This window comes from Candidatus Gastranaerophilales bacterium (genome assembly GCA_028696075.1).
GTDB lineage: Bacteria > Cyanobacteriota > Vampirovibrionia > Gastranaerophilales > JAILCC01 > JAQVHS01.
This window is the reverse complement of sequence record JAQVHS010000005.1, coordinates 36,667-50,817: the sequence shown is the minus strand read 5'-3', so window position 1 is coordinate 50,817 and position 14,151 is coordinate 36,667. Positions and strand designations below refer to the sequence as shown.

At 35.9% G+C, this 14,151-nt stretch carries 16 protein-coding genes; 6 read left to right on the top strand and 10 right to left on the bottom strand.

What is annotated here, in order from left to right:
- The first annotated feature begins 205 nt into the window (after positions 1–205).
- On the top strand, positions 206–340 hold the full coding sequence (locus tag PHX18_04765; GenBank protein ID MDD3593921.1) for a hypothetical protein: 135 nt from the start codon (positions 206–208) through the stop codon (positions 338–340).
- A gap of 311 nt (positions 341–651) precedes the next feature.
- Here PHX18_04765 and PHX18_04760 read toward each other — a convergent pair whose 3' ends face one another.
- From PHX18_04760 to PHX18_04725, 8 genes are all read right to left on the bottom strand, one after another.
- Positions 652–1,128 carry a hypothetical protein gene (locus tag PHX18_04760; GenBank protein ID MDD3593920.1) on the bottom strand — a complete coding sequence of 159 codons (477 nt, stop codon included), beginning with the start codon at positions 1,126–1,128 and terminating at the stop codon, positions 652–654.
- 36 nt (positions 1,129–1,164) lie between these two features.
- The gene (locus PHX18_04755; GenBank protein MDD3593919.1) at positions 1,165–2,142 is read right to left on the bottom strand and encodes a glycosyltransferase family 9 protein; all 978 of its coding nucleotides are present in this window, start codon (positions 2,140–2,142) and stop codon (positions 1,165–1,167) included.
- Positions 2,143–2,365: 223 nt separating this feature from the next.
- The gene (locus tag PHX18_04750) at positions 2,366–3,346 is read right to left on the bottom strand and encodes an ABC transporter ATP-binding protein (protein ID MDD3593918.1); all 981 of its coding nucleotides are present in this window, start codon (positions 3,344–3,346) and stop codon (positions 2,366–2,368) included.
- 77 nt (positions 3,347–3,423) lie between these two features.
- Positions 3,424–3,876 (bottom strand): 3-hydroxyacyl-ACP dehydratase FabZ, encoded by a 453-nt coding sequence (fabZ, locus tag PHX18_04745; protein ID MDD3593917.1) that lies wholly within the window; start codon positions 3,874–3,876, stop codon positions 3,424–3,426.
- A 15-nt stretch (positions 3,877–3,891) separates the two neighbouring features.
- Entirely contained in the window at positions 3,892–4,692 is an 801-nt protein-coding gene (locus tag PHX18_04740; GenBank protein ID MDD3593916.1) for a UDP-3-O-acyl-N-acetylglucosamine deacetylase, read from the bottom strand.
- Positions 4,692–5,801 carry a UDP-3-O-(3-hydroxymyristoyl)glucosamine N-acyltransferase gene (gene lpxD / locus PHX18_04735; protein MDD3593915.1) on the bottom strand — a complete coding sequence of 370 codons (1,110 nt, stop codon included), beginning with the start codon at positions 5,799–5,801 and terminating at the stop codon, positions 4,692–4,694. Before lpxD ends, PHX18_04740 begins: the two co-directional genes overlap by 1 nt.
- A 160-nt stretch (positions 5,802–5,961) precedes the next feature.
- Positions 5,962–7,422 carry a hypothetical protein gene (locus PHX18_04730; GenBank protein MDD3593914.1) on the bottom strand — a complete coding sequence of 487 codons (1,461 nt, stop codon included), beginning with the start codon at positions 7,420–7,422 and terminating at the stop codon, positions 5,962–5,964.
- A complete protein-coding gene (locus PHX18_04725) occupies positions 7,412–9,067 on the bottom strand; it encodes a hypothetical protein (GenBank protein ID MDD3593913.1) in 1,656 nt (551 codons plus the stop codon). The genes PHX18_04730 and PHX18_04725 overlap by 11 nt, the downstream gene beginning before the upstream one ends.
- 163 nt (positions 9,068–9,230) lie before the next feature.
- Here PHX18_04725 and murA point away from each other — a divergent pair, with 163 nt between their 5' ends.
- From murA to PHX18_04700, 5 genes are read left to right on the top strand one after another with little or no spacing between them, the layout of a single operon-like run.
- Positions 9,231–10,559, top strand: coding sequence for a UDP-N-acetylglucosamine 1-carboxyvinyltransferase (gene murA, locus PHX18_04720; protein ID MDD3593912.1), 1,329 nt, complete (start codon positions 9,231–9,233; stop codon positions 10,557–10,559).
- 1 nt (position 10,560) lies between these two features.
- Positions 10,561–10,905 (top strand): hypothetical protein, encoded by a 345-nt coding sequence (locus PHX18_04715; protein ID MDD3593911.1) that lies wholly within the window; start codon positions 10,561–10,563, stop codon positions 10,903–10,905.
- Positions 10,905–11,492, top strand: coding sequence for an HD domain-containing protein (locus PHX18_04710; protein MDD3593910.1), 588 nt, complete (start codon positions 10,905–10,907; stop codon positions 11,490–11,492). The genes PHX18_04715 and PHX18_04710 overlap by 1 nt, the downstream gene beginning before the upstream one ends.
- A gap of 15 nt (positions 11,493–11,507) precedes the next feature.
- Positions 11,508–12,524: an AI-2E family transporter gene (locus PHX18_04705; GenBank protein ID MDD3593909.1), complete on the top strand. Its 1,017-nt coding sequence runs from the start codon at positions 11,508–11,510 to the stop codon at positions 12,522–12,524.
- 19 nt (positions 12,525–12,543) lie between these two features.
- On the top strand, positions 12,544–13,146 hold the full coding sequence (locus PHX18_04700) for a hypothetical protein (GenBank protein ID MDD3593908.1): 603 nt from the start codon (positions 12,544–12,546) through the stop codon (positions 13,144–13,146).
- A 58-nt stretch (positions 13,147–13,204) separates the two neighbouring features.
- On the opposite strand, the gene PHX18_04695 is transcribed toward PHX18_04700, so the two are convergent.
- On the bottom strand, positions 13,205–13,411 hold the full coding sequence (locus PHX18_04695; protein ID MDD3593907.1) for a hypothetical protein: 207 nt from the start codon (positions 13,409–13,411) through the stop codon (positions 13,205–13,207).
- Positions 13,412–13,699: 288 nt separating this feature from the next.
- Positions 13,700–14,143: a cell division protein SepF gene (sepF, locus tag PHX18_04690; protein ID MDD3593906.1), complete on the bottom strand. Its 444-nt coding sequence runs from the start codon at positions 14,141–14,143 to the stop codon at positions 13,700–13,702.
- Between the last annotated feature and the right edge of the window lie 8 nt (positions 14,144–14,151).

Below are 14,151 nucleotides of genomic sequence, written 5' to 3'. Positions count from 1 at the left end.
ACGGAAAAATGAGCGCAATTAAGCTTTTTTGGATACGTTTATATAAACATAAGACACCACAAACAAGATTAATCAAAAGATTTTATAACTCTAAAAATTGGGAAGATTTTAATGGAAGTACGAGGCACACAGTGCCTCTTTTTTTGCGGATTTGCGGTAGGCTGACTGAACATAGTGAAGGAACGCCGTAAGTCGGAGGGAAGCGATGAGTTTTCCGACGACCCGCATAATCCAAGACAGCGGATTTTTGGAAGGGTGCCGTGTGAGGCAAAGCCGAACCCAACCCGTAAGAGCAATAGCCGAATTGAACGGAAACTTTTTTGTCAGAAAAATGTTGTAGTGAAATGGCAGGCTATGCACGCCCAAAAATCCAAGACAGCGGATTTGCGGTAGGCTGACCGGAGCGAAGCGTAGGGAATGCCGTCTGTTCGAATAATGCAGTGCAATGAAGACTTTTGCGATAGCAAAATGTCGAAATGAAACTAAGCATTATGAGTTGTGCATAATCCAAGACAGCCGCTGACGCGGGTCGGATTGTTGCAAGATTTTAGAACATGGTGTTTAACTGTTGTGACACGGCGAATCTACACCAGGCTGACCGGAGCGAAGCGTAGGGAATACTGTCTTGGCGGCTGTATAGAAAATGTTTGATTACTGCGCAGTTTCCATTGTTTTGCGGATGTTCTTTTTTGTTTTTTCCAAAGCTTTAATTCTGTTTGTTGTTTGTTTAACAATCTTGTTTAAAGCTTCTCTTTCTTTTTTAATACGAACATAGTTGGCATCAACGGTAGCATAATTTTGCTGGGCTGTAGTTAACTTACTTCTTAAATCTGCTTGAGCCGATTCCAGATTGGAGATAGAAGTTTGAAGGTTTTGGGTAGTCATCACTTCACTTTTTTTCATTTGATTTGCACCCGGTACAATCACTTCGGCGTTTTTATCGGCAGATTTGGTAACCGCAGGGGTTAATGTAGAGGTTAATGCAGGTTCAGCTGCTGCAGGAGGTTTAACTTCCGTGTAGTTTTTTACATCGATTTCGCCGAAAATATCGTCGTTTGCCATAACAGGGAGGTTTGCCGCAATTGCTAAAAGTGAACAGGCACCTAGTGTTAAAATTGTTTTTTTCATATTCGATTCTCCTCTTTTTATTTATATAAGTTTTACTTAATTATATATTATTTGGTTTAATACGGTATCAACTAAATTCATTACTTTTTTAGGTTTAATTTCCTGCATGCAGGGCATATTATCATCTTCTGATTTGTAAAGTTTGCATTTACGCCCGTCGCATGGGGCGCAGGGCAGAGTACTGACAATCACACTGTGTTTTTCACCGTAAGGCCCGCTCCTTGAGGGGGCAGGGCAACCGTAAAGCCCTATACATACGGGTCCTAATGCAGTTGCTATATGCAACGGACCTGTATCGCCCGAGATTATTAAATCACAGCAGGAAATTAAGCAGGCGGACTCCGTTAATGATAATTTGCCCGCAAAAGACGTTATGCCGCTGTAAAGCGAGGTGAGTTCATTTACTTTTTCAACATCTTCCTGTGCGCCTATCGCTACAATTTGTACGTCATATTTTTCCTTTATCATTTGAGCAAGCTGCGCCCAATTTTTGACTTCCCATTTTCTGCCTTGTCTGCTTGAGTTGGCGCCTATGTTGAAGCAAATACGTTTCTTGTTTTCCAGACGGGTATTCATTTTTTCTTTTAGTTCTTCAGGTAAAAAGAGTTTTAAATTTTTGTCCAATTCTAAATCAGGGCAGTATTTTTTGCCTGTATCGAAGAAATTTTCGACAGCATGAAATTTATAATCCTTTTTGTAAGTAACTGTTTTTTTAGGGAAGCTTAATGTGCATAAGATTTTTGTCCTTACGGAAGGCTGCAAATTAAATATGCAATCATATTTTTCCTGTCTGAATTTGTCAGCCAGATTAAGTATATTAAAATAGGATTTACTCTCAAGCAGCCAAATTTTTTCTATATCAGGGTCGTTTTCAAGCAGCAAAGACGGGGCTTTAGTCGTGAGATAGTCTATTTGTGCGCCTGTTTTTTTTAGCGCACGAACAAGCCCTGTAGTTACAACTACATCACCTATTGCTCCAAATCTTATTATTAAAAACTTTTTTTGTTCGTTCATTTAACCATGATATTAAAATTTTGCCGAAAACCAAAATTTTTAATAAATTTTTACAGACGGAGACTAATGCACAAATCAGAAAAATTTGTTTTTTTCGATTTGTGCATTAGTCGACCCTGTCGGATGTGAACAAGCTGAAGCGCTTGCGTTGAGCAATGCTTTAGCTTGTGAAACTCAACGTCACAAGACCGCTGCACAAATCAGAAAAATTTGTTTTTTTCGATTACTGCTCTTTTTGTTCGTTATAAAGAAAGCATTTTACGGAGTGAGAGGGCGAAATTTGTATATCGGGCGGTTCTTTTTGGGTACAGATATCCATTTTGTAAGCACATCTTGAAGCAAATTTGCAGCCTCCGGGGAGATTTTCATTGCTTGGCGGTTCAGTATCAATAATATTTTCACGGTCAATTTTATTAACGCCGATAAGCGGTCGTGAACCTAAAAGCAGTTTAGAATAAGGGTGCAAAGGATTATCAAAAAGCTCGTTTGTTTGTGCAAATTCTATAATTTCGCCCAAGTACATAACCGCTACTTTGTTGCAAAAATGTTTAACCGTACCTAAGTCATGAGAGATAAATAAATAAGTGAGATTAAATTTTTCTTTTAATTCTTTAAGCAGGTTAATAATTTGTGCCTGGATGCTGATATCCAAAGCGCTTATAGGTTCATCGGCAACAATAAATTCGGGGTTTAAAATCAAAGCCTTGGCAATGACTATTCTTTGTCTTTGACCGCCTGAAAATTCATGGGGAAAGTTATCCAGTATGTCTTCACCTAATCCAACCATTTCAAGTACTTCAAGGATTTTGCCGCGGCGTTCTTTTTTATTCGATTTTGTATTAATTTTAAGCGGTTCTTCCAGAATATCTTTTATTTTCATTCTGGGATTTAAGCTGGAATAAGGGTTTTGAAAAACTATTTGAAGATTGGGGCGGATAGTCTTAAATTCAGAATTTTTTATAGCGGTTATTTTCTGCCCATTAAAAAAAATATTCCCTTCGGTGGGTTCAATAAGCTTTAAAATACATCGTCCTACAGTTGATTTACCGCAGCCGCTTTCTCCGACCAAACCCATACTGTCGCCTTTGTTAATAGTTAAATTTACACCGTTCAGTGCAAAAACCCAGCCTTTTGAGCGTCCAAAAAAATCCCTGTTCTTAGGAAATTTCTTTTTTAAATTTTCTATGCGCAAAATTTCTTCCATAGCTATATAATACAGCTTTTAAGAAAATTTTAAAACCGGTAAATTGGAGAAACGCCTATACAAAGCAAGTTGTTATATTAATTTATAGCAACCAAAAGTTCTGCCTCAACAGCTGTAACACCGTCAACAGAGGCTCTGACTCCGGCTTTTATAATAGGTCCTTTAGCTTTTAAAACCGTAGCTTCCATATCCAGCCTGTCGCCGGGACGAACTATTCTTTTAAATCTTGCTTTATCAATACCGGCAAAAAGAGCCAGTTTGCCTTTATATTCAGGCAAGGTCATAACCATGCCGGCAGAAATCTGAGCCAAAGCTTCTATCTGTAAGACCCCCGGCATAATCGGGTTCTCAGGGAAATGTCCCATAAAGAAATTTTCATTCATAGTAACATTTTTGTAGCCTTTAACATATTTCCCAGGCTCATATTCAGTAATTCTGTCAATCAACAAAAAAGGATATCTGTGGGGAACCATAGACATTATTTTCAGTATATCCATAGATTGTTTTTCTGTTTTTGTTTCTTCAGTCATTATTTACTCCTGTTATTATTTAAAACTTGTCCTTACTAATTTTGCAAATTCAACATGGGATTTATGTCCTGCTTTTTTAGCAATGATATGAGCCTTGAAGCCCAGAGGATTTTTGCCTGTTAAATGTAAATCACCGACCATATCAAGTATCTTATGTTTTACAGGCTCAAATTCGGAATTTAATTCACAAGTATAACCGCCCTCATCCGTAAGCCCGACCGTATTATCCAGCCCTGCGCCAAGTGCGATACCCATTTGGTGAAATTTCTCTAAATCTCTTACAAATCCAAAAGTTCTGGCGTTAATAATTTCGCTGTTATCTTCGCCGAATTCAAAACTCACATAGCGGTTTTTAAGCTCTTTGTGGTCAAAATCAATCATATAAGTAACTCTGAATTTGTCCGAAGGCAAAAGAACAATACTTGTCAGGTTTTCTTCATAAAATAAAGGCTCATCAAATTCTGTTATTTCAACAGGTGCTTGTGAAACCAAGTCAGAATTTTTTAAAGCCTCAACCCATTTTGAAGCACTGCCGTCAAAAATCGGCAATTCTTTGCCGTCAAGTTTAACTAACGCATTTTTAATATTGCAAAAAGCAAATGCAGCCATCAAATGTTCAATCAGAGCAACTTGCACATTTTGATTACCAACCACGACAAAGTTATTTGTAGAAATAACGTTATCGGCAAGCGCCTGAATTTCTTCCCCGTTTTGGGAAAACCAAATTCCGGGTTTGCCGCTGCGTTCGATAGTAATACAGGCATTTTGTCCGCTCATTAATGCTTTTCCTTCAAAAGGAACCGGAGTATTAATCATTATTTACTACCGCCGTCTTTTGACATGAATTCGTCAAGCTGTGATTTATATTGCTTGAATTGTTTAACTATATCTTCAAGCTCTTTTATATATTTAAGCTGTTTAATAAATTCTTTCCTCGGAACAGCAGGGGTACCAACGACAATGCTCTTAGGACCAAAGCTTTTGCTGACACCTGCCTGAGCCATAATAATAGAGTCATGCCCGATATTAAGGTGGTCAGCCAAACCTACCTGCCCCGCAAGTACTACTCTGTCACCTATATTACAGCTGCCCGCAATACCTACCTGCGAAACTATCATACAATTTTCACCTACTTTACAGTTATGAGAAATCATAACCAAATTGTCGACTTTTGTACCTTTGCCGATAACGGTATTTTCAATAGTACCTCTGTCAACGGTAGCATTAGCGCCTATCTCTACATCATCATGAATAATAACGGTACCGATTGAAGGAATTTTATAAATTCTTTGCTGTGCCTGCTCGCCTTGAATAGCACCATCTTCTTTTGCCTGCTCTATATTGCTTGGGGTTTCGGTAACAAAGCTGAAACCGTCAGCGCCGATACTTGCACCATGCTGGATAATTACATTGCTGCCGATTTGTACATCATCACCGACATTAACACCCGCATGGAAGAAACAATTGTTGCCTATTTTTGTGTTTCTGCCTACGTAACAGTTAGGAAGAATTTTTGTGCTGTCGCCTATTTCCGCTCCTCTTGAGATAACGGCATTTGCACCGATAGAAACATTTTTGCCCAGTTTGGCATCGGGATGAACCACTGCGCTCGAATGGACACCTTGAGGCGCATCAGGCGGCATATAAAATAAATGAATAAGCTTCATCATTGCTAAACGAGGACGTTCAACTTCTATGGTGGAAAGATTTTCCAACGACACTCCCAACGGAACAAGCGCACATTTTGCTTCTGAAGTGTAGAGATTTTCGATTTCTTCTTCAGAAAGGGCAAGCGCAAGGGTATTCTCATCAGCCAATTTTGGCGGGGCAATTTTCCTGACCTGTATACCATCGGCTAATTTGTTTAGTATACCTCCCACTATGTCGTTAATTTGTTCCAGCGTATAGCTCTTTTGATCTTTCACAATAATTCCTCTCACACTAATTACCACGTAAAACAATTTTAAGCCATCAAAGCTTTTTTTACAATATTTTAATATTTTTTTAATAACCGCTATTATCTGTTAGGTCTATCTCAATATGATTACCTTTGTTTATTCTCTGATAAACCCTTTTGTTTCTAACTCAAACCTTATATTCGTAAATATCTTTATTATAAAATGATTTTTGATTTATGTTCCTTGTTTCTTTTTCAGTCGTATAGCAAGGTGCTTGTATTTTTGTTATATCTTTAAATTTTGCAATTTGCTTTATAAGAACTATGTTATTAATGGCTTGTTCAATTGCTACCGGGTCTGTTGTATCTATCCATAATGTTGTTTTATCCCCACCGTAATTTCCCAAATAAAGATTTGCTCTTTGATGAGCTTGTGTACCATATGTGAAACTCCACTCACCATCAGCAAAACTAGCTAATTTAGGGATATATAATAAATTTCTATTCCCTGTAACCATATAATTAAAAATCGTTTCTAGCTTCACTGCCATATCAAAATCATTTTCAAAAATCAAGCTGTTATCTATTTTGTCATCACAACTCGCATATATAATTGATTTAATAAGTGCATATTGATCTGAAATTGGCATAGTATTAAATTTTGTTGCTAATTCTTGTCTTCTGATTAATTTTGATTTACCTTTGTTTTGAGGTTCTTGAAATATTTCTATAATAGTATCTTTGAAAAAACCTTTGATGATCTTTCTTATTATTTTAGGTTTTAGTGAAAGTTTAATATAATTTGTTTGACATAAATTCGAATATTTATAAAAATCCGTACTTTTAATGTAGTTCATTGAACTCAAATAATTATTATTATCTGTTTCAAATAGAGTCTTACCTTCTCTTAGTATTTCGATAAAAAAGGCGAAATTTTTAATATCATTTTTTATTGGGTTTGCAGGATTTAAATACTTAATATTTGTATAATGTCCTCTTGGAAAAGTTTCAGATACCATCTCATTATAATAAGCAGAAGTTTTAAATTCAGTATCATATACTGTAAAAGCCTTAGTTATTAGTTCTTTATTTATATTTTTTTGTCCCATATTTTTTTCAATCTTTTTTGACATATCAATAATTTGTTTTAGCGTATAAACTATAGGAACTGATGATACTCCACGATTAAAACTTAAGATTCTTTGATCAGTATTTTCCCATAATTTTCCTTTGAACTCATTAACCAATTTTTCATTTAATTCATCATTATTGCTGCCTTTTATAATAACGTACCCTTTATCAATATCTGAACCAGGATAAGCCTTTTGTAGTCCAACTGAACAAGTATCATCATAACCAACTTTTATTATGTCAAAATAACTGCTCTGATAGCTATTAGAATTTTTAAGGTCATTAGAGCTTTTAGTGATGGCATTTAAAAAGGTATCTTCTATCATTTGTGCAACTTTTTTTAGATCTGGAAAGCCTGTTAACGAACAATAATGATCTATAAAACGTTTTTTGTTTATATCAGTTGTTAATTTATCTAAAAAATTTAAATTAGTCCTTCTGATTTTTTTATTTTCCGGAGCAAAAGCATCATCATGCATATCTAAATAATTACCCAACTTCAAAAATTTATTTTGCACTGAAAATGGTTTCGCCGTGACAATCTACGCCACCTGTATTAAATAATTTTTGTTTAGCCTTGTTTACAGTTGTTGTTATGTATTTGATATAATCTTCAAAACCGTTATACCGTTGCCCATAAGACTGATAGTTGATTTCAACTGCATTTAATCTGTCGTTACTGTCAGAAATCAATTTATTTAAAAATTTTTCAAACAAATGTTCTTTCCAATCTATATTTTTATCTTTGCAATATACTTGCAAAGCGTGCCCATAATCTTTTCCTTCGGCTAATGCAACCAATCCGGGGTGTGCTAATCCGAAAAATCCGTTAAAATCAGTACCAGTTGCCTCGTTGAAAAATTTATTTGAAGTAATTGAAGCGTTTGTATCAATTAACGCTTGAAGGCTTTTGGTGTAGTTATCTCTTGTTTTATCTATATATTCTAAAAATTCCGGCTTGATTTTTGATGCGACCGTATCAAAATTTGCGGATAATTTCGAGTTTTCTAAATAACGACTTATGTATGCATTATCAACTCGTTGAAAAGCTGATTTTTCTATAAAATCTGCTCCTACGGTGTGGAGTAGATTTGTAATAAAATCATTATTTTTTTGTTTGGCGAACTCGTATATCCCAGCTTTAAGTGCCATATAATCTCTTAGATTATAAATATAGCCGTTGGATAATGCTTTTCCCAAGTTATTTCCGCACAGTTGAGCTTCTTTCCAATCAAATCTGTATTCAGGGTAAAGTTTATTTGCATTTTCAAGAATTTTTTTCATAACAATAATTCTTGAATTTCTAAGTTTTTGTAAAAATCCATCTAACACTTTATCAAATGGATTGAGGCAATAGCCTAAAATTTCATAATTAAGCGGAGTGTTGACATCATTGGCGTCAGTATGTACTAATGAAAACTCACCGCCCAAAACAAGTCTTAGATTTTTGTAGGCATCAGGATTTTTTGCGATAATTTCCACTGCTCTTTTGGCACCATCCACTGTATCATGGTCGGTTATTGCTATTGTAAAAGGAGGTTTCCCGTCATCGCCGATTTTTTGTGCGACCTTATCAGACCACCTACGTGCATGTTCCAAAAATTGTTCTACAGATAATTTACCGTCAGAAGTGGTTGTATGATTGTGCAAATTTACTCTGTATGTAAAATTGTCAATTGCTTCGATATTTTTACCGACCTGAAAATCCTGCGGTGTAAAAGTGTTTAAAAATTTTTTAAGCTGCGTAGTTCCTACAATTGAAGCAAGTTTAAATTCTTCTCCGGCTTGCAATCCTACGCTTTTAGCCAATTGCTCATAGTAAAATTTATCTTGAGGAAATTGCTGTAAGATATTTTGATATTGGGTTTTTAATGTTTGGTAGACATCTTCTGTCGATTTATTAACCCCTCGTGAGGCTAGCTTTTTGATTAAGAAAATCCCGCCAATACCCGCCAGTACACTCCCTGCAATTATTGAGGTTGTTTTTAGCATATTATTTTGGGGTTGCACAGAAGATATTTGTTTAGGATGAGAGATAGATACATTATCAAATGGCAAAGAATTCTGTGCTAGAATAGTTGGGGTTTTAAACGCAACAAAAACATCATTTTTAAAAGCAATGCCAAAATGGCTTTCAAAAAACCGGATATTTTTTATGCGCATAAATACCTCTTTTTTTTCCCTCTGCCACTATAGAGACAGATAAATATATTTTTTGTCAGTTTACAATAATATTGTTACATTTTTTTACAGCAATGTCTTGTAAACATTAACTTTTTCTTTACTTATTTCGATTAGAGTAATAAAATTGTAATGTAGGGTGTACTTGAGAGAAGAATTGACTAAACAAATTTTAATAGAAGGCGGGAATAAACTGCACGGAGAAGTTCACATAGGCGGGGCAAAAAATGCCGTGCTTAAACTTATGGCAGCAGCTCTTTTGGTGAAAGATGTCTGCATTATACATAACGTTCCTGATTTATCGGACGTTGAAACAATGCTTGAAGTTATTAACTGTTTAGGCGCAAAAACCAAGTATTGCAAGGCTTCACAATCAATAGAAATCAATGCGGCAGATATTACAAACTGCACGGCGGATTATGCTTTTGTAAGCAAAATGAGAGCGTCATTCAATGTTTTAGGCGCATTATTAAGTCGTTGCGGTGAAGCAAAAGTAGCCCTGCCGGGCGGCTGCGCTATAGGCGAACGGCGTGTTGATTTTCATATAAAAGGACTACAGCAGCTTGGTGCGGAGGTAGTCATAGAAAACGGTTATGTTATAGCAAAAGCAGCGGAATTAAACGGAGCCGATATATTTTTAGACATACCGTCTGTAGGCGCTACAGAAAATATAATGCTGGCTTCCATCTTCGCTAACGGTGTAACCCGGATAAAAAACGCTGCGCAAGAGCCTGAAATTATAGATTTGGCAAACTTCTTAAACGTGATGGGAGCTGATATAGTAGGCGCGGGAAGCTCCGAATTAATTATAAACGGAGTGGAACGCAGCAGACTAAGAGGGGTCGAATATTCAACGATACCCGACAGAATAGAAGCGGGAACATATATTTGTGCCGTGGCTGCAGCAGGCGGAGATGTCGTCGTAAGAAATGTTTTGCCTTCTCATATAACATTTTTTACAAACAAATTAATTGAAATAGGAACAAATATAGAGGTTGTTGACCCTTATTCTTTGAGAATATCAAAAGATAAACAATTAAAGGCTATAGACCTTGTTACGCAGCCGTATCCCGGATTTCCGACGGATATGCAGGCGCCTATGATGAGTGTTTTAACTTTAGCGGACGGCATAAGTATCATTACGGAAAGCCTGTATGAAAACCGATTTATGCAAATTCCGGAACTTAGAAGGATGGGGGCGGATATACAGCATGAAGGTTTGCATGCTATAGTAAAAGGTGTCAGAGAACTTACCGGTACACAAGTAAAAGCCAGCGACCTCAGGGCAGGAGCCGCAATGGTAATAGCAGGGCTTGCCGCCAACGGTACAACTGCAATTACGGATATTCATCATATCGATAGAGGTTATGAAAAACTGGAAGAGAAACTCAGTCTTTTAGGCGCAAATATTAAGAGAATTGAACAAAATTCTAATTTGTTAGATAATCAGGTTATTAAAACAACAGGGCTATAAGATGAAAAAATACAAAAGATGGTACGATTATGACCCAACCTTGCTTGAAGTAATTGAAATTTTAAGAAACTATCAGGATGAACTTAAAGCGCAGGCGGCAATTTTTCTTGAAAAAATCGAAGCTCAGGCAGGAAAAGAAACCGTAGACAGGTTTTACAGCATGGTAAAACCCGTAGATGGCGGAAAACGCTGGTATGACAAAGACCCTGTTATTTCAAAAGCAATAGAGCTGTTAAGAGTGGTGCCTTCCAGTGTACAAAAAAGTGTAGCGGAAAATTTTATGAAATCTCTTGAATCTACAGGGTTAACCCGTGAAGAGATTAAAGCAAGCATAGAAAAGATTTAATGTTTGATTTGGAGTCTGTATATAATACTTATAGCGAAAATGAAAAATCCCATGCAAAACAAGTTGTGTTTTTGAGCAGGCTGATTTTTGAAGAAACAAAAGCTTTTCATGATTTTGAAGAAAAAGAATTGAACTATTTAACCCTCGCTGCAAAATATCACGATATCGGCAGGATAATAGGCTCAAGCAAACACTATTTAAACAGCTATAAAGTTATCAAAGAGTCTGACTTTGCAAGGATAAAAAATTTAACCCCCGCAGAGCTGGAAATTATTGCATTAGTTGCCCGATATCATTCAGGCGAAATACCTAAAAAAGACGATAAAGATTTTAGAAATCTTGAGAAATCAGAGCAAAAAACAGTAAAAATTCTGGCGGGAATTTTGCGCTTAGCGGATGTTTTAGACAGAGAACACCTTGAGCTTGTTAAAAATATCTACTTTGAGCTTGACAATGAGAATAAAATACTGTACTTACTTCTTGAGGTGCTGCAAAAAGGTTACTTCCCGGATGTGAAAATTTTTGCTAAGAAAAAACTCCTTATGGAAAAAGAATTTCACACCCAAGTTGTTATAAAAGTTACTTAAAAAACGGAGATAAACATGAATGAAATAAAAGTTGTAATTTCACTTAAAACCTTAATGGTTATTCTGGGCTTAATCCTTTTGTGCATAGGAATATTTTTAATAAAAGATATTCTGTTGTTTTTATTTGCAGCATATATTCTCTCCAGCGCTTTGTTTCCGCTGGTAGATTTTTTGGGCAAAAGAATGCCGAAAGCCTGGGCAATTACCTTGATTTTTATAGCTATTTTAGTAATCGTAATAACAATCCTTGTTCCGTTTTTATATTTATTGGTAGACCAAATCCATGAACTTATAAACCATTTGCCGAAAATTATAAATAAAATACAAGCGTTACTTGCAACGTACAAAAGTTCTTATATTTCAAACTTCCTGCCATCAAACCATGAAATCTTATCCAAAGTGTTAAACTACAGCGAAAGCCTTGTGCTAAAATCACTTGACTTTACCATGATGTTGTTTGGAATGATAGTCGGGTTTTTCACATTAGCAGCTATAGTATTGTTTATTTTGATTGATAAAGATGAAATTAAACAGGGAATATTAAGCTTCTTTCCCAAAAACAAACGTGAGCAAATAAGCAAAATCGCTGAAAATATAACAACAAGATTAGGCGGTTACGTCAGAGGGCAGCTTATGATAATGTTTTTAGTCGGTTTGATTACAGGGGTAATAATGCACCTGATGGGAATCCCGTTTGCGCTTTTGCTTGGGATAATAGCAGGAATATTGGAGATTGTACCTATTATAGGTCCGATTTTATCGGCGGTGCCGGCTGTAATTTTAGCATTTATGATTAATCCATGGCTTGCACTCGGTGTAATTATAGCTTATTTAGTTATTCAAAGGGTGGAAAATCTTATTACACCGTTTGTCTACGGCAAGTTCCTGGATATGCCTCCTATCGTTATAATCAGTGCAATATTAATTGCAAGCGTTACGTTGGGCGTGTTCGGAGTTATTCTTTCCCCTGCAATTGCAGCGGCGTTGTATGTTGTAATTCAGGAACTATACCTTAAAAAAATAAACAGTTAATTTATTTGAGGGGATTAATATGAGTGAAAATACTTCAGTTAAATTTGATCCGGGTTTTGCGCCTTATGTTTTAGCTTTTGGCGAAAGTTATGATTATATTGAGGGTGAAGTCCGCAAGTTCAAAAATATTTCTCAAAGAAAACAAAAATACAAAGCGCTTGAGCCTTCCCTTTTCCGTTTAGCTGATAACGTTGCAGCGTTTTATCTGGGCTGTATGCTGTATGCGGCATATTTAAACCTGTATTTTGACGAAGCAAAATCAATTGAAGGCAATGATTTCTACGGTCTTGATGAAGAATATTGCCGCAGCAGCGAAGTAACAGCAGAAGTCAAAAGCTTGGCAAAATTCCTGACTATGCACGAAAAAAGCCCCTTTGCCACCCAAAAAATAAACCCTGTTTATAAAATTATAGTCGCAGAATATGAGAATTTCTTAGATATCAACCATTATTTTGTAAACATTAAAACAACCAAAGACCTTAAACTGCCAAAATTATGCAATCCGCTAAAAAAATATTCAAAAGCAGAGTTGGAAGAAGTATTAAACACCATAGAAGCTGCTATTAAAGCAGGTCAAATCGAAAACCTGCTTACTTCCAAGTATATTCAATTGGCGCAATAGAGGTATGGAAGCCCGGCGGGTAAGTTGTAATAGAACAAGATGAATACCTAAAGCAGCTTTACTGTTCTGAGTACTCTAATTTATAGCCTAATATTGCAAATATAAGTTGGACTTCTTCAAACTTAATGGTTTTTCTTCTCAATTTATTAGTAATGTTATTTCCCGAATAACTTTTTCCCGTTTTTTCACTCAAAATTTGGCAAACTTGCTTTAAAGTCATTCCCCGTTTAGCTATTAATGATTTTATTTCATTTTTTACATCCATAATTGTTCATTATAAATGAATGTTGACAATAAATGTTTTTGCGTATATTATCAAACTATAATGAAATAAATATTTGTTTTAAGTTTGATAAGGTTAAGTATAGTGTAATAACTGAGGAAACAATATGACGACACTAAAAACATTCAAAATCGGGCAAGAGAGTAAAATCCGCTTGGGTCAAGCTGGAGCCGAGCTTGTATAGGTGGCTTTTATTATATAATTTTCCACACAAAAACAACGACCTAATTAATAAGTCGTTGTTTTTAGGAATATTTTTAATGATTTTAATTAACCTTTAGCAGGATTCCAAAAAGCATCCGTTAAAGATTTTTCTCTTGCTTTTTCAGCACTGATGTTTACGTTGTTAGGCGTAAATATAAATACACCGTCGCCAATTCTTTGTTGATGACCTTCCAGTGCATGAGTAGCGCCCGCCAAGAAGTCTACAACTCTTTGCGATTGTTCGCTGTCAAGCATTTCTACGTTTAATACTACGGTTTTTCTTTCTATCAAGTTTTTAGCTATAGATAAAGCATCATCAAAGCTTTTTGGCTCTACAACCATAACTTCATAGCCGCGACCTGTAATCGGTCTTACTACTTTTAATTCTTTTTCTCTCTTTTTTGGCTCTTCTTGCACTTCTTCACCGATTTCATCGTAAATGTCGAATCCGTCTTCTGACTCTAATCCCAAATCGAAAATCTTCTTAATTTGATTAACTAATGCTGACAATGTTCATC

Coding starts and splice junctions, on each gene's coding strand:
- PHX18_04715 (MDD3593911.1), top strand. CDS start 10,561: ATGAAAAAATACAAAAGATGGTACGATTATGACCCAACCTTGCTTGAA.
- PHX18_04765 (MDD3593921.1), top strand. CDS start 206: ATGAGTTTTCCGACGACCCGCATAATCCAAGACAGCGGATTTTTGGAA.
- PHX18_04710 (MDD3593910.1), top strand. CDS start 10,905: ATGTTTGATTTGGAGTCTGTATATAATACTTATAGCGAAAATGAAAAA.
- PHX18_04750 (MDD3593918.1), bottom strand. CDS start 3,346: ATGGAAGAAATTTTGCGCATAGAAAATTTAAAAAAGAAATTTCCTAAG.
- PHX18_04755 (MDD3593919.1), bottom strand. CDS start 2,142: ATGAACGAACAAAAAAAGTTTTTAATAATAAGATTTGGAGCAATAGGT.
- PHX18_04705 (MDD3593909.1), top strand. CDS start 11,508: ATGAATGAAATAAAAGTTGTAATTTCACTTAAAACCTTAATGGTTATT.
- fabZ (MDD3593917.1), bottom strand. CDS start 3,876: ATGACTGAAGAAACAAAAACAGAAAAACAATCTATGGATATACTGAAA.
- PHX18_04700 (MDD3593908.1), top strand. CDS start 12,544: ATGAGTGAAAATACTTCAGTTAAATTTGATCCGGGTTTTGCGCCTTAT.
- PHX18_04725 (MDD3593913.1), bottom strand. CDS start 9,067: ATGCGCATAAAAAATATCCGGTTTTTTGAAAGCCATTTTGGCATTGCT.
- PHX18_04760 (MDD3593920.1), bottom strand. CDS start 1,128: ATGAAAAAAACAATTTTAACACTAGGTGCCTGTTCACTTTTAGCAATT.
- PHX18_04695 (MDD3593907.1), bottom strand. CDS start 13,411: ATGGATGTAAAAAATGAAATAAAATCATTAATAGCTAAACGGGGAATG.
- PHX18_04740 (MDD3593916.1), bottom strand. CDS start 4,692: ATGATTAATACTCCGGTTCCTTTTGAAGGAAAAGCATTAATGAGCGGA.